Raw genomic sequence first — 18,126 nt, 5'->3', positions numbered from 1 at the left:
TCCTCGTGGCGTTCGACCCGCCACGAGGTAAGCAACCCGCCACCCGATTGCGTGGCGGGTCGTTCACTTCGTGGCGGGTCGAACGCCACGAGGACGACGTCAGGAGGCGCGGGTCACGGACGCAGGGTCGGCCAAGACGGCGGCGAAGGCCAGTTCGGCCGCTCCGATCGTCAGCCGGTCCACGCCGAGGGCGGCGCGGGTGATCCGCACGTCGTCGCGGGCGCCGGGCAGGGACTGACCGCGGACCCGCTCGGCCAGACGGCCGGGGTCGGCCGCGTGCAGCGATCCGAGGAAGCCGCCGAGCACGATCAGCGCCGGGTTGAACGAGTTCACGACGCCTCGCAGGGCCACGGCCAGGAAGTCGATCTGACGCCGCACCTCGACGGCCACGGGCGACCCGGGCTCGGCGCCGGCGAGCGCCGCGTCCAGCTGGTCGGCCTGACCACGGTCGAGTCCGGTGACGGCGAGCAACCGGGCCTGACCGACCTCGGTCTCGAGGCACCCCACGGCGCCGCAGTGGCAGAGCTCGCCGACGGAGTTGACGAGGGTGTGCCCGATCTCGCCGGCAAAACCCCCCACGCCGGTCACCGGACCGCCACCGATGAGGACTCCCCCGCCGACACCACTCGCACCGCCGTTCAGGAACACGAGGTCGTCGACGCCCCGCCCGGCCCCGAAGCGGCCCTCGGCGATCGCACCGAGCGACGCGTCGTTGGCCGCGCGGGTCGGCAGGCCGGTCGCGGACGCCACGACGGCCGCGAACGGCTCGTCGATCCACCCGAGGTGCGGGGCGAGCCGCACGACTCCCCCGTCGGACCCGACCAGCCCGGGGACCGCGAGACCCACCCCGAGCACCCGCACGTCGGGAGACAGCGCGCCGGAGCGCAGCCCGGCGATCACCTCAGCGGCGAGCGCCGCGGCCCGGGGCGCGCTGGGCACCCCGTCGGTCTCGCGACGGACTCGATGCTGCACGACGCCGTCGAGCCCGACCACGCCGACCGTGACGGCGTCGATCTCGGGGTTGACCGCGATCGCGACGACACGGGGGTCCGGCGCCACGACCGGGCTGGGCCGCCCGACCCGGTTGGTGCCGACCGGGTCGGTCTCGACGACGAGTCCCCGGTCGACGAGTTCACCCACGAGCGCCGCGATCGTCGACCGGTTGAGCCCGGTCGCCTGGGTGAGGGCCGACCGCGACGCGGCCCCGTCGGTGTGGACGATGCCGAGCACCGTCGCGAGGTTGTCCCGCCGGACCCGGTCGAACCGCGCACCGAGGTCGGGAGCCGCTGCGCCCTCACCGTCGCCCTGCTGAGTCGTCACGCCCGCGCCCCTTCGTCGGTCGAGGCTACCTCGACCTCGCCGGGCGGCGCGTCGAGGACGCCACGCCGCCCGGTGCCTGAGTCGCCCGCCGGCCCCGGCCCCGGCCCCGGCGTCAGACCTCGTCGACCCGCCAGCCGGTGGCGGCGGTGTCGACCGACACCGCGCCTCCTGACCGCGTGACGACGAAGTCGGCGGACTCGCCGGTGGGCGTGGTCACCGTGATCGAGCGGGTGCCGTCACCCCCGGGGAACACCCTCAGCACGAGACCGTCGAGGTAGTCGTGGTCGGGCCGGTCGTCCCGCGCGCCGACCGGGATCACCGCCCCCTCGCGCACGTAGAGCGGCAGGCTCATGACGTCGTGTCGCTCGGTGCGCCACGCCCCGGACCCCGCGTCGACGACCTCACCGGTGAACCAGTTCGTCCAGCGCCCGGCCGGCAGGTAGACCTCTACGGTGCCGTCGGCTGAGAAGACCGGTGCGACCAGCAGGTCGTCTCCGAGCAGGTACTGCGTGTCGACGTGGGCGGCGCCGCGGTCGCCGGGGAAGGCCAGGGCCATCGGACGCATGACCGGCAGTCCCGAGCGCGACGACGCGAGCCCGGCGGCGTAGAGGTAGGGCATGAGGGACAGCTTCAGCTTCGTGAAGCGGCGGGTGACCTCGACGGCCTCGTCGTCGAAGGCCCACGGCACCCGGTACGACGAGCTGCCGTGGAACCGGCTGTGGCTCGACAACAGGCCGAAGGCCGTCCACCGCTTGTAGACCTCGGCGTCGGGAGTCCCCTCGAAGCCGCCGATGTCGTGGCTCCAGAACGAGAAGCCGCTCATGGCCAGGGACAGTCCGCCGCGGAGGGTCTCGGCCATCGACTCGAAGGTGGACGTCGAGTCGCCACCCCAGTGCACGGGAAGCGCCTGACCACCCGTCGTCGCCGAGCGGGCGAAGACGACGGCGTCGCCCTCGCCGCGCACCTCCTCGAGCACCTCGAAGACCGCCTGGTTGTAGAGCTGCGTGTACCAGTTGTGCATGCGCTCGGGGTCGGAGCCGTCGTGCCAGACGACGTCGGTGGGGATGCGCTCGCCGAAGTCGGTCTTGAACGCGTCGACCCCCTGGGCCTGCAGCCGACGCAGGTGCCCCTGGAACCAGGCCGTCGCCTCGGGGTTCGTGAAGTCGACCAGGCCCATGCCGGCCTGCCAGAGGTCCCACTGCCAGACGCTGCCGTCGGGGTTCCGCACGAGGTAACCGGCCTCGGCCGCCTCGCGGAACAGCGCCGAGCGCTGACCGATGTACGGGTTGATCCAGACGCAGACGCGCAGGTCGCGCTCGTGCAGCCGGGCGAGCATGCCCTCGGGGTCGGGGAACACGCGGGGGTCCCACTCGAAGTCGCACCACTGGAACTCGCGCATCCAGAAGCAGTCAAAGTGGAACACGCTGATCGGCATGTCGCGGCGGGCCATCTCGTCGACGAAGCCCGTGACCGTCGCCTCGTCGTAGTCGGTCGTGAACGACGTCGACAACCAGAGGCCATACGACCAGGCCGGCACGTGGGCCGGCCGACCGGTCAGGCGCGTGTACCGGTCGAGCACGTCGGCGGGCGTCGGGCCGGCGATCACCAGGTAGCGCAGGGTCTCGCCCGCCACTGAGAACTGCACCCGCTCGACCGACTCGGAGCCGATCTCGTACGAGACGTGACCCGGGTGGTCGACCAGGACGCCGTATCCGCGGTTCGTGACGTAGAACGGGACGTTCTTGTAGGCCTGCTCGCTCGACGTGCCCCCGTCGGCGTTCCACACGTCGACCGTCTGGCCGTTCTTGACCAGCGGACCGAACCGCTCGCCGAGGCCGTAGACGAGCTCGCCGACGCCCAGCGAGAGTTGCTGCGAGACGTAGCTCGGCGCGAGGACGCGTCCGGTGCCGGCCCGGGCGTTGCCGAGCATCGCCCCGTCGACCTGGGCGTCCGCGGCGACCCGGTGGTAGCCGACCGACTTGTGGCCCGACCGGGTAAGCACGGTGTCGCCGTCGCGGAACGTCAGCTCGAACGGTGCCCCGCGACCGACCGTGGCCGTGAGGCGTCCCGAGGTCAGGGTCGCGCCTCCTTCGCTCGTCTCGACGACCCCGACTCCGGCGGGGCCGCCCTCGGAGCCCACCAGGTCGAACCCGATCTCGTCACGACCACCGGCGAAGTGCGTGACGTCGACGGCGATCACGCCCTCCATCGGCGAACTCAGCGCGATCGTGAGCGTCGGGCGGTTGAGGGTGTCACCCCGCGAGCCGATCACCTTGGTGGGTGCGGTGACCTCGATCGAGCGTCCGTCCGCCCGGGGCTCGACGTCGTGGGCCTCCTGGGCGAAGAGGGACTCGACCCCCGGGCGGATCTGCCAGAAACCGTCGGTGAACTTCATGTGGAGCCTTTCGGGGTGGAACGCGTCACTTGACCGCGCCGGCCGTGATGCCGCGGGTCAGGGTGCGCTGGAAGATCAGGAAGAAGACGAGCGTGGGGATCAACCCGAGCAGGGCCGACGCGCTCGTCGTGGTGACGTCCATCAGCCGGTCGCCCTGCAGGGCGGTGATGGCGACGGGGACCGTCTGGTTGCCGTTGGACACCAGGAAGGTGAGCGGGATGAGGAACTCGTTCCACGTCCAGATGAAGAAGAAGATCGCGAGCACCGACAGGGTCGGCCGACTGATCGGCACGATGACCCGCCAGAGGATCTGCCACCGACTCGCCCCGTCGAGCGACGCCGCCTCGAGGACCTCTTTCGGGAACGTGCCGTACACGCTCGAGAGCAGGTAGGTGCCGAAGGCGCTCTGGATCACCGTGAAGATGATGATGACCGCCCAGATGTTGTCGTAGAGGCCCACCTGCTTGAACATGAAGTACAGCGGGTAGAGCAGGGCCTCCTGGGGCAGCATGTTCGCGAGCAGGAACAGCACGATGATCCAGGTGCGACCGCGCACCCGGCCGATGCCGAGCGCGTAGGCGTTGAACACCGAGATGACCACGGCGAACAGGGCCACCAGCCCGGCGATCACGAAGCTGTTCCAGAGCTTCGCCGGGAACTCGACGCGGTTCCAGAAGTCGACGAGGCCGTCGAAGTACAGCGACGTCGGCAGGCTGAGCGGGCCTCCGGTCGTGTAGTCGGCGGGCGACTTGAACGAGTTGACCAAGATCAACAGGAACGGCAGGGCGATCAGCACGCCGAAGGCGATCGCCGCGGCGAGGATCAGCCAGTCGGTGGCCGTTCGTTTCTTCTTCCGGCGCGTGGCCTTCGGGAGGCGCGGGCTGGGCACCGCGGGACGGATGCGGTCGTCTTTCACCGGCGGCACGACGGTCGTGGCCATCAGCGTTCCCTCTCTGCTCGTTCGACCCGGTTCTGTGCCCGGATGAAGAAGATGGTGATGACGACGATGACGAGCGTCAGCGCCGTCGCGATGGTCGCGCCGTAGCCGACCTGCTGGCTCTGGAAGAACTCGCTGTACGCGTAGTAGCTCGGCACGATCGTCGAGTCGCCGGGGCCGCCGCGGGTCAGGGCGTAGATCGGTCCGAACACCTTCAGCGCGGCGATCGTGCAGGTCAGCACGACGACGAAGATCTCGGGGCGGATGATGCTCACCGTGATCGCCCGGAACCGCTGGAACCAGCCGGCGCCGTCGAGTTCGGCGGCCTCGTAGAGCTCGGGGTCGACCCGTTGCAGTGCGGCCATGAAGATGACGACGGGATAGCCGAGCTGCACCCAGACCATCACCACCATGATGCTGAGCAGCGCGGTGTCGGGGCTGCCGAGCCAGTTGTGCTGCAGGGCGCCCAGCCCCACCGCGTCGAGGACGGTGTTGAGCGCACCGTTCTCGGGTCGGAGGATCCAACCGATGACGATCGCGGCGATCGCCACGGGCAGGATCTGCGGCAGGTAGTAGGTCGCCCGCAGGAACGACGCCAGACGCCCGCCGAACTTCCGACCGATCAGGTCGAACAGCATCGCGGCGAGCAGGAGGCCCAGCACGGTGGGGACCACCACCATGGCGATGATGAGGAAGACGCTGTTGAGGAAGGACGTCCAGAAGCGGTCGTCGCTCATCAGCTCGCGCCAGTTGTCGAGCCCCGCCCAGGTCGGCGGGCGGATGCCCCGGTAGTCGGTGAAGCTGAGGTAGACGTTCCAGATCAGCGGGACCAGGATCACGACCGCGAACAGGACGAAGCCGGGGATCAGGTACAGCCAGAAGCCCGCGCGGCGGGCTCCGGGCAGGAGGCTCTCCTCCGGCGGGAGGGCCGACGACGTGCGTCGGCCCTCGCGACGGGGGCGCGCCTCCCTGGCACCGGGGCGGGTGTCGAGGGAGGTCACGGTCACTTCCCGGTGATGTCGTCGACGCCGCTCTGGTACTGGTCGCCCAGGGTGGTGAGCATCTCGTCCGGCGTGGCGGTGCCGTTGACGAGCTCCTGGGTGCCGGCGACCAGCTGGTCGTAGAAGGTCGGCGTGGGCCAGTCCGGGTAGAACGCCAGGCCGTCACGGTCGAGCAGGGTGTTGAAGTTCGCGATCAGCTCCTGGCTCTTCGGGTCGGTGATGTCGGCCGGGTCGGCCTTGACCGGCACGCCGCCGTTGTTGCCGATGAGGTTCTGGATCTCGGGGCGCATCGTGATGTCGATGAACTCGTACGCGAGGTCCTTGTTGGCCGCGTTCTCGGGGACGACCCAGAGGTTGCCGCCCGACCCGGGTGCCATGTCGCTGCCGGGGAACAGGAACGTGCCCCAGTCGAAGGTCGCCTCGTCGGCGACCCGCCCGGCCCACCAGCTGCCGGAGACCATGATCGGCGCCCCGCCGCTCATGAAGGTCGTGCCCATGTCCTCGGCCTTGATGCCGGTGACGTCCTTCGAGATCCAGCCGTTGTCGACGTACTCCTTCAGCTTGTCGGCGGCGTAGGTCAGCTCGGGGCCCTGCCAGTCGACGTCGCCCTCGTAGAGCTGGTAGTCGTCGACGAACGAACGGTCGGCCTTGGAGAGGGCCAGCTGGTAGAACAACTGCCCGAGCGGGTACTCGCCACCGGCCTCGGCGAGCGGCGTGATGCCGGCGTCGGCGAAGGTCTGCAGGGCCGTCTCGAACTCGTCGTACGTCGTGGGCACCGCGATGCCCTGCTCGGCGAAGGCGTCCTTGTTGTAGAACACCTCGACGTACTCGCCGTAGTTCGGGATGCCGTACCAGCTACCCGAGCCCATGACGCCCTTCTCGTCGTACTTCGAAGTCGTGGCGATCGACGGGGCGAGGTCGTCGTCCCAGCCGTACTCGTCGACGGCGTCGTCGAGGTTCGCGAGCAGCCCCTGGCTCGCGAGCAGGCCCGCCGTGGCGTTGCCCTTGTTGTACTCGAGGATGTCGGGCGCCTCGTTCGAGTTGAGCACCTGGCTCGCGGTCGAGCGGATCTGCTCGAAGCTCTTCTCCTCGAACTCGACCTTCGCACCCGTCTCTTCCTCGAAGGTCGTGATGGCCTGGTCCCAGGCGATGCCCATGGCGCTGGTCTCGCTCTCGAAGTGCCAGAGCTTCAGCACGTCGGGGTCGGACGACCCCGAGCTGCCTGCCGAGCACCCGGTCAGCAGCGCCGCGGTGGCCGCGAGGGCCGCCCCGACGGCGACGATGCGTCGTTTCTTCATGTGTCTACCTCCTCGTAGAGGCCCCGTGCCGATCGTCGAAGCGTTTCGACGATCGGCGTGAAGCGATGTGATCTGGCCGTCGGATGACGGTGGTGCGGTGGTGCGGTGGTGCGGTGGTGCGGTCGGTGGGGGTTCAGGAGGCGCGGGCCGGCCCGGAGACCGAGCCCTTCGCCAGGTAGGTGGGCGCGATCAACTCGACGCCCGTGTCGAGACGACCGTCGATCCGCTCGAAGGCGGCCCCGACCGCCCGCGAGCACATCTCGTCGATCGGCAGCGGGATGGTGTCGAGGGCCGGCTCGAACTCGTCGGCGGGGTAGCTGGCACAGGCCGCCAGCACCGAGAGGTCGCGGGGGATCTCGAGCCCGAGGCGGCGGACGCGCTGGAGGACGGCCTCGGCGGTGGGCTCGCTGCAGTGCAGCACGAGCGCGGTCATGCCGGGCAGCCTCTCGCGGAGGTCGTCGAACGCCCTGACGGCCGACGCCCGCCCGAGGTCCGCCGCCACGGTCAGCGTCTCGACGCCGCGGCTGTCGGCCCGGCCCGCGAAGGCGTCGTCGAAACGTCGGATGAAGCCGGTGTCGCGCTCGCCGTACGAGGCCGGGTGACCGATGACGCCGATGGTCCGGTGCCCGGCGTCGGCCAGACGGTCGACGCTCTCGGCGGCTGCGGCCGCGAAGTCGAGGTCGATGCAGGCGAGGTCGTCGACGCCCTGCGGGATGCCGATGAACCCGGCCGGCAGGTCAAGTTCGCGCACGAGGTCGACGCGCTCGTCGACGGTCGCGACGCCGATCGCGACGACGCCGTCGACGAGCGAGCTCGAGGCCACGCGCCGGATGCCGGACACCTCGTCGTCGGTGGCGAGGAGCAACACGTCGTAGTCCCGACGACGGGCCGCCTCGACGACGGCGGTGACGAACCGCATCTGGGTGGGCTGGTGGTTGTCGGGCCGGATCGGCGCGCTGAGCGCCAGGATGTTGGTCCGGGCACCGGCGAGCATGCGGGCTCCGGCATGCGGCCGGTAGCCGAGCCGCTCGACGGCGTCGGTGACCCGCTGCCGGGTCGACGCCGCGATCGACCGCTTGCCGGACAGGGCGTACGAGACCGTCGAGATCGACACACCGGCGGCCTGGGCCACGTCGTGGATCGTCGTCATGATGACCTCGCTGTCGGTTGCCGAACGGGTGCGGAAGCGCTTCGACTGCCGCGGGTCGAGACACTACGTCAGCCGCGACGGGGCGCGCAAGTCTTTTGTGGGAGCCCGCGACAAATGGCCCAGACCTCTTCCGAATCGACGAAGGACGGGATATGTTGAGGCTCACAACATTCGCGTCGGGGCGGGATCGCCCCACGCGACCGACCGCTCGACCCTGGAAGGGACACCGATGTCCACCACCCCCACCCGCGAAGACAAGTTCTCGTTCGGCCTCTGGACGATCGGCTACAACGGCTCGGACCCCTTCGGCGGCCCGACCCGCCCGCAGCTCGACGTCGTCGAGGCCGTCGAGAACCTCGACCGCCTCGGCGCGTACGGCCTGACCTTCCACGACGACGACCTGTTCGCCTTCGGCTCGACCGACGCCGAACGCCAGAAGCAGATCGACCGCCTGAAGGGCGCCCTCGACGCGACCGGGATCGTCGTGCCGATGGTCACCACGAACCTCTTCAGCGCCCCCGTCTTCAAGGACGGCGGCTTCACCTCGAACGACCGCGGCGTGCGACGTTTCGCCCTGCGCAAGGTGCTCCGCAACATCGACCTCGCCGCCGAGCTCGGCGCGAAGACCTTCGTCATGTGGGGTGGTCGCGAGGGCGCCGAGTACGACAGCGCGAAGGACGTGCAGGCCGCCCTCTCGCGCTACAAGGAGGGCGTCGACATGCTCTCGCAGTACGTGCTCGACAAGGGCTACGACCTGCGCTTCGCGATCGAACCCAAGCCCAACGAGCCCCGCGGCGACATCCTGCTGCCGACCCTCGGTCACGCGATCGCGTTCATCGAGACGCTCGAGCACCCCGAGATGGCCGGCGTGAACCCCGAGGTCGGTCACGAGCAGATGGCCGGACTGAACTTCACGGCCGGCATCGCCCAGGCGCTCTACCAGGGCAAGCTCTTCCACATCGACCTCAACGGCCAGCGTGGCATCAAGTACGACCAGGACCTCGTGTTCGGCCACGGCGACCTCCAGAACGCCTTCTCGCTCGTCGACCTGCTCGAGCACGGCTCGCCCCAGGGCGGACCGACCTACGACGGCCCGCGCCACTTCGACTACAAGCCCTCGCGTACCGAGACGATCGACGGTGTGTGGGAGTCCGCGGCCGCCAACATGCGGATGTACCTGCTCCTCAAGGAGCGCGCGCAGGCCTTCCGCGCCGACCCCGAGGTGCAGGAGGCCCTGGCCGCCAGCCAGGTCGCCGAGCTCTCGGTGAACACCCTCGCCGACGGTGAAGGCTACGAGCAGTTGCTCGCCGACCGCGCCTCCTACGAGGACTTCGACGCCGACGCCCACTTCGGCGGACACGGGTACGGCTTCGTGCGGTTGCAGCAGCTCGCCCTCGAGCACCTGATGGGCGCTCGGGGCTAGAGCCCGGCGCGTCGGCGTTCGCATCGCGAGCGCCGACGCGCCCCGTCCGGTCGGGCGTCCGACCCGGCGGCACCAGCAGGGGGCAGGAATCCGGTATATTACGAGCATTGCTCTGAAGACCGGCCGAACGGATCGACCTCGATGACTGCCCGCCCCTTGCGCCCCCGCCGTTCGGCGACCGATCGACCGTCGGTCGCCGTCATCGGCACCCGCGGCTACCCCAGCTACTACGGCGGGTTCGAGACCGCGGTGCGCCGGATCGCCCCCGCCCTGGTCGACGCCGGCTGGGACGTCACGGTCTACGGTCGCGACGGGTCGACCCGCGACGACGACCCCGCCCGCGACCGTCGGGTCACCTCCCGCCTGACGAAGGGCGTCGAGAGCAAATCGCTCAGCACCCTGAGCTACGGCCTCACCGCCGTGCTGGACGCCCTCGTGCGCCGGCCCGACGCGGCCCTCGTCATGAACGTGGCCAACGGCTTCTGGCTGCCCTTGCTCAGGCTGCGCGGCATCCCCGTGCTGGTCAACGTCGACGGCATCGAGTGGGAGCGTGCCAAGTGGGGACGCGCGGCGAAGACGGTGTTCCGTCTCGGAGCAAAGGCCAGCGCGCGCTTCGCGAACGGGCTGATCTGCGACGCCCGCGAGATCGTCCGGCGCTGGCAGGCCGACTTCGGCGTGGACGGCCTGTTCATCCCCTACGGCGGCGACCCGGTCCGCGACCTGCCGGTCGAGCCGGGCCAGCGACACCGCGGGTACGCCCTGGTCGTCGCGCGCTTCGTCCCCGAGAACACCGTCGTCGAGTTCGTCGAGGCGGCCCGCTCGATCGCCGAGCGGCACGACGTGGTCATCGTCGGCTCGACCGGCTACGGCGGCGAACTCGACGAGCTCGTGCGCGGACTGGCCGAGGCGAACGACCGCGTGACCTGGCTCGGCCACGTCAGCGACGACGATCGTCTGCACGCCCTCTGGCAGCACGCCGGGGCCTACTTCCACGGCCACAGCGTCGGCGGCACGAACCCGGCGCTGGTGCAGGCCATGTTCGCGGGGGCGCCCGTCGTCGCGCGCGACACCGTCTACAACCGCGAGGTGCTCGACGGAGCCGGCACCCTGGTGGCGCCCGAGCCCGCCGCCATCGCCGCCGCCGTCACCGCGCTGCTCGACGACCCGACCGAGCAGGAGCGCCTCAGCGCGGCGGCACTCGCTCGTGCCGCGGACGCCTACACCTGGCAGTCCGTCTGCGACGCCTACGAGGAGGCGCTGCGAGCGACCCTGCCCCGCTCGCGCTGACCAATGATCCCTCTGGCAAAATAACTTGCACAAAGGTGTGCAAGATCGTACGATCGGGTCATGCCTGCCGCCGATGACCCCGTCCGCGCCACCCGTGCGCCACGCCGCGACGCCACCGCGAACCGCGACGCACTGATCTCCGCCGCGGCACTGCTGCTCAACCGCGACCCGTCCGTGTCGCTCGAGGCCATCGCGGCCGAGGCTGGCCTGTCCCGACGCTCGGTCTACGGCCACTTCGCCACGCGGGACGACCTCGTGCGCGAGGTCAGCCTGCGCGGTGCCGCCCGCATCGGCGTCGCCGCGAGACCGGCACCGATCGCGGACCCGGTCGTGCAACTCGCCTCCCTGGCCGCCCGACTCTGGGCCGAGGTCGAGCACGTGCGCGTCATGGCGCAGCTGACCGTGCGCGGCCCGATGGCCCACGAGGTCGGCGAGGCGCTCGCCCCGTTGCGGAAGACCGTCCGCGACGTCGTCCGTCGTGGCGTGGAATCCGGACGCATGCGCGACGACATCGCTCCCCACACGCTCGCCCACCTGGTGGAGGGCGCCGCCCTGTCCGTGCTCGACGAGGCCACGACGCAGCGGCTCAGCCGCTCCGAGGGCCACCGGCTCGTCATGCTGGCGGTGCTCGGCGTCGTCGGCCTCGACTGGCGCACCGCCGGCGACCTCGTCGCGACCGCCCCCGAACTCGCGCTCCCTCCCGAACCGGCGACCGGCGCCTCCTCGATGCCCCCGACCGGAGAACCCGCATGAGACTCGAACTGCACGACGTCGCGATCGGCGACGGTCCCGGCGCGGCACTCCCCCGGCTGAGCGCGGTCGCCGACCGCTGGGTCCCGGGCTTCGTCGCGGTCGAGACCGAGAACGCGCCCACCCTGGCGTCACTCGTCGCGGGGGGCCGCATGCGCCCCGAGACCGGCCGGGTGACGATCGACGGTCGGGCGGACGACGCGGCGATCCGCGCCTCCTTCGCCCTCGTCGACACCCCCACCGTCGCCGAACCGTTCGCGGCCCTCACGGTCGTCCAGGTCGCCCGCGAAGAGCTCGCCCTCGCCGGGCTCCGCGCCGACAAGGACTCGGCTCGTCTGCTGCTCGAGGAGATCGGGCTGGACGAGCACGAGCGGACCCGCCTGAGCGCCCTGCCCACCGAGCTGCGCGTCCGCCTGCTCTGCGAGTTGGCGGTGCTGCGCCCCGAGGTGCGCGGGCTGGTCGTGACCACCCCCGAACGGCACGGAGGCGACGTCGCCGCCTGGCTCTCGGTCGTCCACGACATGGTCGGCCGCGACTACACCGTGTTGACCATCACCGGGTTCGCGGCCCTCGCGACGATCGAGTCGCTGCCCACGCCCGAGTTCGCCCCGGCCGCCGCGGCCGGGACCGACGCCGTGCCCGAGACCGACACCGCCCCTCCTTCCTCCCCCGACGACACCGCGGTCGCCGCCACCCCCGACACCTCCGTCGAAAGCGACCAGCCGTGAAGATCTACGCCCTCGTCCGTTCCGAGCTGCAGCGCCTCACCGCCACCCCGCTCGCCCGCCTGGCACTCGTCGCGCTGATGACCGTGCCGCTGCTCTACGGCGGCCTGTACCTCTGGGCCAACCAGGACCCGTACGCCAAGCTCGACCAGGTCCCGGCCGCCCTCGTGAACACCGACGCGGGCACCACGGTCGACGGCGAGACGGTGAACTACGGCGACGAGGTCACCGACCAGATCACCGACGGCGGCGACTTCGACTGGCACGTCGTCTCGGCCGCCCAGGCCGCGGCGGGCCTGCGCGACCAGACCTACGACTTCACCTTCACGATCCCGAAGGGCTTCAGCGACGACCTCACCTCGGCGAGCGGCGACGACCCCAAGCGGGCCCAGATCACCCTCGCGACGAGCGACGTCAACAGCTACCTCTCGTCCACGATCGCCGAGCAGGCGGCGAAGACCATCCGGGCCTCGGTCACCGAGAAGGTCGGCAAGGAGGCGGCGGGCCGCCTGCTGGTCGGCCTGGCCGACGTGCGCACGAACCTGGGCAGCGCGGTCGACGGGGCCAACCAGCTCGTCGCCGGCACCGGTTCGGCCGTCGCCGGCGCGAACCAGCTGGCCGACGGTGCGGCCGACGCGGCGACCGGGGCCCACACCCTCGCCGACGGGACGAGCCAGCTCAGCTCGGGGGCGTCCGCGCTGGACACGGGACTGCAGACGCTGAAGACCCAGACGACGGACCTGCCCGCGCAGACCCGGACCCTGGCGGACGGTGCCGCCCAGGTGGCGGCCGGCAATGACGCCCTGGCCACCGGCGTGGCCGACGCGGCCACGACGAGCGCGACGGCCGCGGCCGGCCTGCCCGCCGCGCAGCAGCAGGCGCAGCAGCAGATCGCCGAAGCCCTGCGCCAGCAGGGTTACACCGACGAGCAGATCCAGCAGATCGCCGCGACCTTCGCCCCCGCGACCGAGTCGCTGACCACCGCCCTCCAGGACGCGAACACCCAGATCCAGGGGCTGAACACCCAGGTGGGGCAGCTCGCCACGGGGGCCGACCAGGTCTCGACCGGTGCCGCGACCCTGGCCGCCGCCACACCGGCCCTGACCCAGGGCATCTCGTCGGCCGCGACCGGCTCGTCGCAACTCGCCACGGGCGCGGCGAGCGCCGCCACGGGCGCCTCGACCCTCGCGACCGGTCTCGACACCCTGAGCAGCGGGTCCACCTCGCTGCGCGACGGCGTCGTCAGCCTCGACACCGGCACCACCCAGCTCCGCGACGGACTGCAGAGCGGCCTCGGCGAGATCCCCGCGAGCACCGACCGGACGCGCGACGACCAGGCGAGCGCCATCAGCGACCCGGTCGCGGTCAAGGACGCCGCCCTCACGAGTGCCGGCACCTACGGCGCGGGACTGGCACCGTTCTTCATCAGCCTCGCGGCCTGGATCGGCATGTACGCGCTGTTCCTGATCGTGAAGCCGATCTCGAAGCGGGCCATCACCGCCGTCAAGGCCCCCGTGCGCATCTCGCTGGCCGGCTGGCTGGCCCCGGTGGTGCTCGGCGTCGTGCAGATGGTCGCGCTCTACGTCATCGTCACGCAGGCGCTCGGCTTCGAGGTCGCCCACCCGCTCGGCATGATCGGGCTGATGGCCCTCGCCTCGGCGGCGTTCGCGGCGATCATCATGACGCTCAACGTCTGGCTCGGCAGCGTCGGGCAGTTCCTCGGCCTGGTGCTGATGGTCGTGCAGCTCGTCACGGCCGGCGGGACCTTCCCGTGGCAGACCCTGCCCGCCCCGCTCGCAGCCCTCCACTTCGTGCTGCCGATGAGCTACGCCACCGACGGCCTGCGCCAGGTGATGTACGGCGGCAGCTCGGCCGCGGCCTGGGGCGACGCCGGCGTGCTGGCGGCCTGGCTGCTCGGCGCGCTCGTGCTGACCTGGGTCGCGACCTCCCGCATGACGCGGGCGCGCACGATGCGCGACCTGCGGCCCTCGCTGATCGGCTGAGACCGCCGCTTCCGCCGAGGACGCAGGAGGCGCGGGTCGCGTGACCCGCGCCTCCTGCGTCCTCGCGCAGTCGCGCCGCTAGTCGGTGCGGGTCTCGAGGGTGGGGAGCACGGCGGGGTCGGCGTCGTGCAGGAACGTCGTGAGGCGTTCGACCTCGTCGACCTCGCCGATGGCGGCCGCACCTCGCCGGAGGGCGAAGAGGGACCGCAGCACGCCCCGGTTGGGTTCGTGCGACCACGGCACGGGGCCCTGTCCGCGCCACCCCGCCTTCCGCAGCGCGTCGAGCCCGCGGTGGTAGCCGACGCGGGCATAGGCGTAGGCCTCGAGCTCGGCGCCGCGGGCGTCGGCCTCGTCGCTGAGCAGTGCCCAGGCGAGCGACGACGTGGGGTGGGCGACGACGACCTCGGCCGTCGTCAGCGTCTCGAGGTCGGCGACGACGTCGGGTTCGGCGGGCAGGCGGGTCTCGGGCACGCCGAGCAGGTTCGTTGCGGTCATCCCCCCATCATCCCCGACGTCCGTCCCGGGGACCGTCGCGACCCTGGTATAACTCGTTTCGTCGTGCAATACTGAGATATCACACACGGTCATCGGCCGTGTCGGGCGCCACGGTGCCCGCGAGCTCTCGACGAAAGACCACCGTGCCCACGACCCGACCGCGCCGCGCCGCCCTCGACTCCCCCGCCCTCCTGGCGTACCCGATGCACGGCCAGCGCAAGCTGCTCGACGAGGGCTACCGCACCCGGGACGGTCACCTGATCGAATGGCTCGGTCACGACCTCGCGGGCCGTGGCGGGGTCACCGTCGTCTCGAGGCCGGAGCCCCTCGTGACCTCGATCGCCCGCCGCCGCCCGATCGGGGCACCGGCCGTCGGCACCCGGTCGGTCGACCCGATCACGCTCCGGGCTCCCGACCCGCGCGACCGACGACGCTGGTGGGTCGCGTCCGCCCGCGCCTACCCCTCGTTGCCCCCGTCGGCGGCATCCGTGCCGGCCCTCGTCTGGAATCCCTTCGCCGCCGTCGCCCCGGTCGCGGCCAATCCCTTCGCCGGTCCCCGGCGGGTCGTCCTCGACCTGCTGGACGACTGGAGCCGGCACTACGCCTTCGAGAGCATCCGCGCCGAGGTCGACGAGGCCTACGCGGCCGCCTTCGCCCTCGCGGACGTCGTGACGGCCAACGGCGCGGGCACCGCCGACCTCGCCCGCCGACACGGACGCACCGACGTCGTCCTGCTGCCCAACGGCTGCGACCCCCACCGCTTCGACGGCACGAGCCGGGCGACCGGCCCGACCACCGTCGGGTACGTGGGCAAGATCGGGCGGAGGCTCGACCTCGCCGGCATCCTGGCGACCGTCGCCGCCCTGCCCCACGTGTCGTTCGTGTTCGCCGGCCCGGTGCTGGACGCCGAGTACGGGGTGCTGGCCGAGTCGCCCAACGTCACCCTGCTGGGCGACGTGCACTACGACCGCGTACCGGCCCTGCTGCAGACCTTCGACGTCGGCTGGGTGCCCCACCACGTCGGCGAGCGCGAGGTCGGCGGCGACGTCATCAAGACCTACGAGTACCGCGCGGCGGGTCTGCCCGTCCTCAGCACGGCCGTCTGCGGCATCGAGGCGCGTGGCCTGGACGGCGTGACGGTCGCCGACACCGCCGGGCACGCCTCGGTGCTCGCCGCACTCGCCGCAGGCTCCGACGGGCGGGTGCCCCGGCTCCCGGGGGCCATCCCTCCCGACGCCACGTGGCGACAGAAGGCCGACGTCGTCCGCGACGCGCTCCGCCTGCCGGCCCTCCGACCGTCCTAGACCCGTTCAGCCCCCGATCCGACACCACGCCGTTCAGCAGGGAAGAACTCCATGGAACTCAAGACCTTCATCACCGTCGTCCGGACGCGGTGGGTCCTCATCGTCGTCGTGACCCTGAGCGCCGTGCTGCTCGGGGCGACCGCGTCGCTCGCGACGGCGAAGTCGTACTCGTCGTCGACCCAGCTCTTCGTCTCGGTCTCGTCGATCGGCTCGTCGGACGCCGGCGACCTCGTCCAGGGCAGCAGCGCCGCGCAGGCCAAGGTGCGCTCCTACGTCTCCGTCGTCACGTCGGGTCGGGTGCTCGAGCCCGTCATCGCCGATCTCGGGCTCGACACCACCCCCGCCGGGCTCGCCTCGAAGATCTCGGCCTCCAGCCCGGTCAACACGTCGCTGATCGACATCTCGGTCACCGACGGCGACCCCGCGCAGGCCGCACGACTCGCCGACGCCGTGGCCACGAGCTTCGAGAAGGTGGTCGAAGAGCAACTCGAACAACCCGTGGGCGGCGGCAGCGGGCTGGTCACCGTCGAGTCCATCGACGCTCCCGTCGTGCCGACGAGCCCGGCCAACCCCAAGCCGGTCCTCTGGATCAGCCTGGCCCTCGTCCTGGGCATCCTCTCGGGCACGGCCCTGGCCCTCCTCCGCAACACCCTCGACACGCGCATCCGCAGCAAGGCCGACGTCGAGGGGGTGACGAACGCCCCGCTGCTCGGTGGCATCGGCTTCCACACAGAAGCCTCCTCGGCCCCGCTGGTCGTCAACAACGATCCGCGCAGCCCACTCGCCGAGTCCTACCGCGCCCTCCGCACCAATCTCCAGTTCGTCTCGTTCGAGGGACGCAGCCGCACGTTCATCGTCACGTCGGCCATGCCCGGCGAGGGCAAGTCGACGACGGCGGCGAACCTGGCCGTCTGCCTGGCCGAGACCGGCGCCTCCGTGCTGCTCGTCGACGCGGACCTGCGCCGGCCCCGCGTCGCCGAGGTCATGGGCCTCGAGGGCGCCGTCGGACTGACCGACCTGCTCGTCGGACGGGCAGAACTCGTGGACGTCGTGCAGCCGTGGGGACGCCTGGGCCTCCACGTGCTGCCCTCGGGCACCGTTCCGCCGAACCCGAGCGAACTGCTCGGCTCGCTCGCCATGGCGAGCCTCGTCTCGACGGTCGAGGTCGACTACGACTTCGTCATCATCGACACCCCGCCCCTGCTGCCGGTGACCGACGCCGCCGTCCTCAGCCGCTGCGTGAGCGGCGTGATCGTCGCGACCGCCGCCCAGCGATCGTCGCGCCACCAGCTGAAGCAGGCCCTCGCCGCCGTCTCCGAGATCGGCAGCCGCACCCTGGGGGTCGTCCTCACGATGGCCCCGACGAAGGGCCTGGGTGCCTACGGGTACGGCGCCTACGGGGGCTACTACGGTTCGGTGACCGAGAACTCGGTCCCTGCCTCGACGGCGGCGGCCCGATGACCATCCCGCCCCTCGTGATGGTGTGCACCGGGAACATCTGCCGCTCGCCGCTGGCCGCCGAACTCGTGCGCAGTGCCACGTCGGCAGCCGTCGAGAGCTTCGGGACGTCGGCGGTGGTGGGCGAATCGCCGCCACGTCCCACCCTGAAGGCCGCCGAGTCCCTCGGGCTCGACCTGTCGACCCATCGTGCCCGTCAGCTGACGGCCGACGTGGTGGGTCGCGCTCCCCTCGTCCTGGCGCTCGCCCGGGAACACCGCCGGGCCGTCGTCTCGCTGGTGCCGAGGGCGAACCGCACGACCTTCACCCTGCGGGAGTTCGCACGCCTGAGTCGTCTCGTCGATCCCCACGAGACAGCACGCGCGATCGCATCGACCCCGGACCCCGCCGAGCGTCTGGACCGGGTCGTCGCCCTCGCGGCGGCGCACCGCGGCTCCGGCGCCCTCGTCACGCCCGACGAGGACGACGTCGTCGACCCCTTCGGGCTCGGAGCCGACGTGTACGCGAAGTCGACCGCCCAGATCGTCGACGCGACGAACGACGTCCTCGCCTACCTCGGGCGAGCCCTGAGAGCCTGACC

The 18,126-nt window shown here is 71.4% G+C and carries 15 protein-coding genes; 8 read left to right on the top strand and 7 right to left on the bottom strand.

The window, feature by feature from the left end; genetic code table 11:
• Nucleotides 1-99: 99 nt before the first annotated feature.
• From ARTHRO9V_RS04235 to ARTHRO9V_RS04210, 6 genes are all read right to left on the bottom strand, one after another.
• A complete protein-coding gene (locus ARTHRO9V_RS04235) occupies nucleotides 100-1,320 on the bottom strand; it encodes an ROK family transcriptional regulator (protein WP_159825774.1) in 1,221 nt (406 codons plus the stop codon).
• A gap of 112 nt (nucleotides 1,321-1,432) precedes the next feature.
• Nucleotides 1,433-3,715, bottom strand: coding sequence for an alpha-xylosidase (gene yicI / locus ARTHRO9V_RS04230; protein ID WP_056049597.1), 2,283 nt, complete (start codon nucleotides 3,713-3,715; stop codon nucleotides 1,433-1,435).
• Nucleotides 3,716-3,740: 25 nt separating this feature from the next.
• The gene (locus tag ARTHRO9V_RS04225) at nucleotides 3,741-4,655 is read right to left on the bottom strand and encodes a carbohydrate ABC transporter permease (RefSeq protein WP_159825772.1); all 915 of its coding nucleotides are present in this window, start codon (nucleotides 4,653-4,655) and stop codon (nucleotides 3,741-3,743) included.
• Nucleotides 4,655-5,653, bottom strand: a complete 999-nt coding sequence (locus ARTHRO9V_RS04220; RefSeq protein WP_082454854.1) for a carbohydrate ABC transporter permease — start codon at nucleotides 5,651-5,653, stop codon at nucleotides 4,655-4,657. Before ARTHRO9V_RS04220 ends, ARTHRO9V_RS04225 begins: the two co-directional genes overlap by 1 nt.
• A 2-nt stretch (nucleotides 5,654-5,655) precedes the next feature.
• Nucleotides 5,656-6,951: an ABC transporter substrate-binding protein gene (locus ARTHRO9V_RS04215; RefSeq protein WP_123570876.1), complete on the bottom strand. Its 1,296-nt coding sequence runs from the start codon at nucleotides 6,949-6,951 to the stop codon at nucleotides 5,656-5,658.
• Between the two features lie 133 nt (nucleotides 6,952-7,084).
• Nucleotides 7,085-8,101 carry a LacI family DNA-binding transcriptional regulator gene (locus tag ARTHRO9V_RS04210; RefSeq protein ID WP_055978259.1) on the bottom strand — a complete coding sequence of 339 codons (1,017 nt, stop codon included), beginning with the start codon at nucleotides 8,099-8,101 and terminating at the stop codon, nucleotides 7,085-7,087.
• Nucleotides 8,102-8,330: 229 nt separating this feature from the next.
• On the opposite strand from ARTHRO9V_RS04210, the gene xylA reads away from it, so the two are divergent.
• The 5 genes from xylA (at nucleotide 8,331) to ARTHRO9V_RS04185 (ending at nucleotide 14,289) form a co-directional block, all read left to right on the top strand.
• Nucleotides 8,331-9,524: a xylose isomerase gene (xylA, locus tag ARTHRO9V_RS04205; protein ID WP_055978258.1), complete on the top strand. Its 1,194-nt coding sequence runs from the start codon at nucleotides 8,331-8,333 to the stop codon at nucleotides 9,522-9,524.
• 141 nt (nucleotides 9,525-9,665) lie between these two features.
• Nucleotides 9,666-10,811, top strand: a complete 1,146-nt coding sequence (locus tag ARTHRO9V_RS04200) for a glycosyltransferase (protein ID WP_159825770.1) — start codon at nucleotides 9,666-9,668, stop codon at nucleotides 10,809-10,811.
• Between the two features lie 60 nt (nucleotides 10,812-10,871).
• The gene (locus ARTHRO9V_RS04195; RefSeq protein WP_056049609.1) at nucleotides 10,872-11,564 is read left to right on the top strand and encodes a TetR/AcrR family transcriptional regulator; all 693 of its coding nucleotides are present in this window, start codon (nucleotides 10,872-10,874) and stop codon (nucleotides 11,562-11,564) included.
• A complete protein-coding gene (locus tag ARTHRO9V_RS04190) occupies nucleotides 11,561-12,289 on the top strand; it encodes a hypothetical protein (RefSeq protein ID WP_159825768.1) in 729 nt (242 codons plus the stop codon). Before ARTHRO9V_RS04195 ends, ARTHRO9V_RS04190 begins: the two co-directional genes overlap by 4 nt.
• Entirely contained in the window at nucleotides 12,286-14,289 is a 2,004-nt protein-coding gene (locus ARTHRO9V_RS04185; RefSeq protein WP_159825766.1) for a YhgE/Pip family protein, read from the top strand. Before ARTHRO9V_RS04190 ends, ARTHRO9V_RS04185 begins: the two co-directional genes overlap by 4 nt.
• 78 nt (nucleotides 14,290-14,367) lie before the next feature.
• Here ARTHRO9V_RS04185 and ARTHRO9V_RS04180 read toward each other — a convergent pair whose 3' ends face one another.
• Nucleotides 14,368-14,784 carry a DUF3151 domain-containing protein gene (locus ARTHRO9V_RS04180; protein ID WP_056049619.1) on the bottom strand — a complete coding sequence of 139 codons (417 nt, stop codon included), beginning with the start codon at nucleotides 14,782-14,784 and terminating at the stop codon, nucleotides 14,368-14,370.
• A gap of 143 nt (nucleotides 14,785-14,927) precedes the next feature.
• On the opposite strand from ARTHRO9V_RS04180, the gene ARTHRO9V_RS04175 reads away from it, so the two are divergent.
• Genes ARTHRO9V_RS04175 through ARTHRO9V_RS04165 form a run of 3 tightly spaced genes read left to right on the top strand, consistent with a single transcriptional unit; the run spans nucleotide 14,928 to nucleotide 18,124 of the window.
• Nucleotides 14,928-16,088: a glycosyltransferase gene (locus ARTHRO9V_RS04175; protein ID WP_159825764.1), complete on the top strand. Its 1,161-nt coding sequence runs from the start codon at nucleotides 14,928-14,930 to the stop codon at nucleotides 16,086-16,088.
• A gap of 51 nt (nucleotides 16,089-16,139) precedes the next feature.
• Nucleotides 16,140-17,549 carry a polysaccharide biosynthesis tyrosine autokinase gene (locus ARTHRO9V_RS04170; protein ID WP_159825762.1) on the top strand — a complete coding sequence of 470 codons (1,410 nt, stop codon included), beginning with the start codon at nucleotides 16,140-16,142 and terminating at the stop codon, nucleotides 17,547-17,549.
• Nucleotides 17,546-18,124, top strand: coding sequence for a low molecular weight phosphatase family protein (locus ARTHRO9V_RS04165; protein WP_159825760.1), 579 nt, complete (start codon nucleotides 17,546-17,548; stop codon nucleotides 18,122-18,124). Before ARTHRO9V_RS04170 ends, ARTHRO9V_RS04165 begins: the two co-directional genes overlap by 4 nt.
• Nucleotides 18,125-18,126 lie beyond the last annotated feature (2 nt).

Source organism: Frigoribacterium sp. 9N, assembly GCF_902506305.1.
Lineage (GTDB): Bacteria > Actinomycetota > Actinomycetes > Actinomycetales > Microbacteriaceae > Frigoribacterium.
This window is presented reverse-complemented; position numbering and strand designations above follow the sequence as displayed.

Excerpts from the sequence above, each read along its gene's own strand:
- yicI (WP_056049597.1), bottom strand. The coding sequence starts at position 3,715 with ATGAAGTTCACCGACGGTTTCTGGCAGATCCGCCCGGGGGTCGAGTCC.
- ARTHRO9V_RS04225 (WP_159825772.1), bottom strand. The coding sequence starts at position 4,655 with ATGGCCACGACCGTCGTGCCGCCGGTGAAAGACGACCGCATCCGTCCC.
- ARTHRO9V_RS04215 (WP_123570876.1), bottom strand. The coding sequence starts at position 6,951 with ATGAAGAAACGACGCATCGTCGCCGTCGGGGCGGCCCTCGCGGCCACC.
- ARTHRO9V_RS04210 (WP_055978259.1), bottom strand. The coding sequence starts at position 8,101 with ATGACGACGATCCACGACGTGGCCCAGGCCGCCGGTGTGTCGATCTCG.
- xylA (WP_055978258.1), top strand. The coding sequence starts at position 8,331 with ATGTCCACCACCCCCACCCGCGAAGACAAGTTCTCGTTCGGCCTCTGG.
- ARTHRO9V_RS04200 (WP_159825770.1), top strand. The coding sequence starts at position 9,666 with ATGACTGCCCGCCCCTTGCGCCCCCGCCGTTCGGCGACCGATCGACCG.
- ARTHRO9V_RS04195 (WP_056049609.1), top strand. The coding sequence starts at position 10,872 with ATGCCTGCCGCCGATGACCCCGTCCGCGCCACCCGTGCGCCACGCCGC.
- ARTHRO9V_RS04190 (WP_159825768.1), top strand. The coding sequence starts at position 11,561 with ATGAGACTCGAACTGCACGACGTCGCGATCGGCGACGGTCCCGGCGCG.
- ARTHRO9V_RS04180 (WP_056049619.1), bottom strand. The coding sequence starts at position 14,784 with ATGACCGCAACGAACCTGCTCGGCGTGCCCGAGACCCGCCTGCCCGCC.
- ARTHRO9V_RS04170 (WP_159825762.1), top strand. The coding sequence starts at position 16,140 with ATGGAACTCAAGACCTTCATCACCGTCGTCCGGACGCGGTGGGTCCTC.
- ARTHRO9V_RS04165 (WP_159825760.1), top strand. The coding sequence starts at position 17,546 with ATGACCATCCCGCCCCTCGTGATGGTGTGCACCGGGAACATCTGCCGC.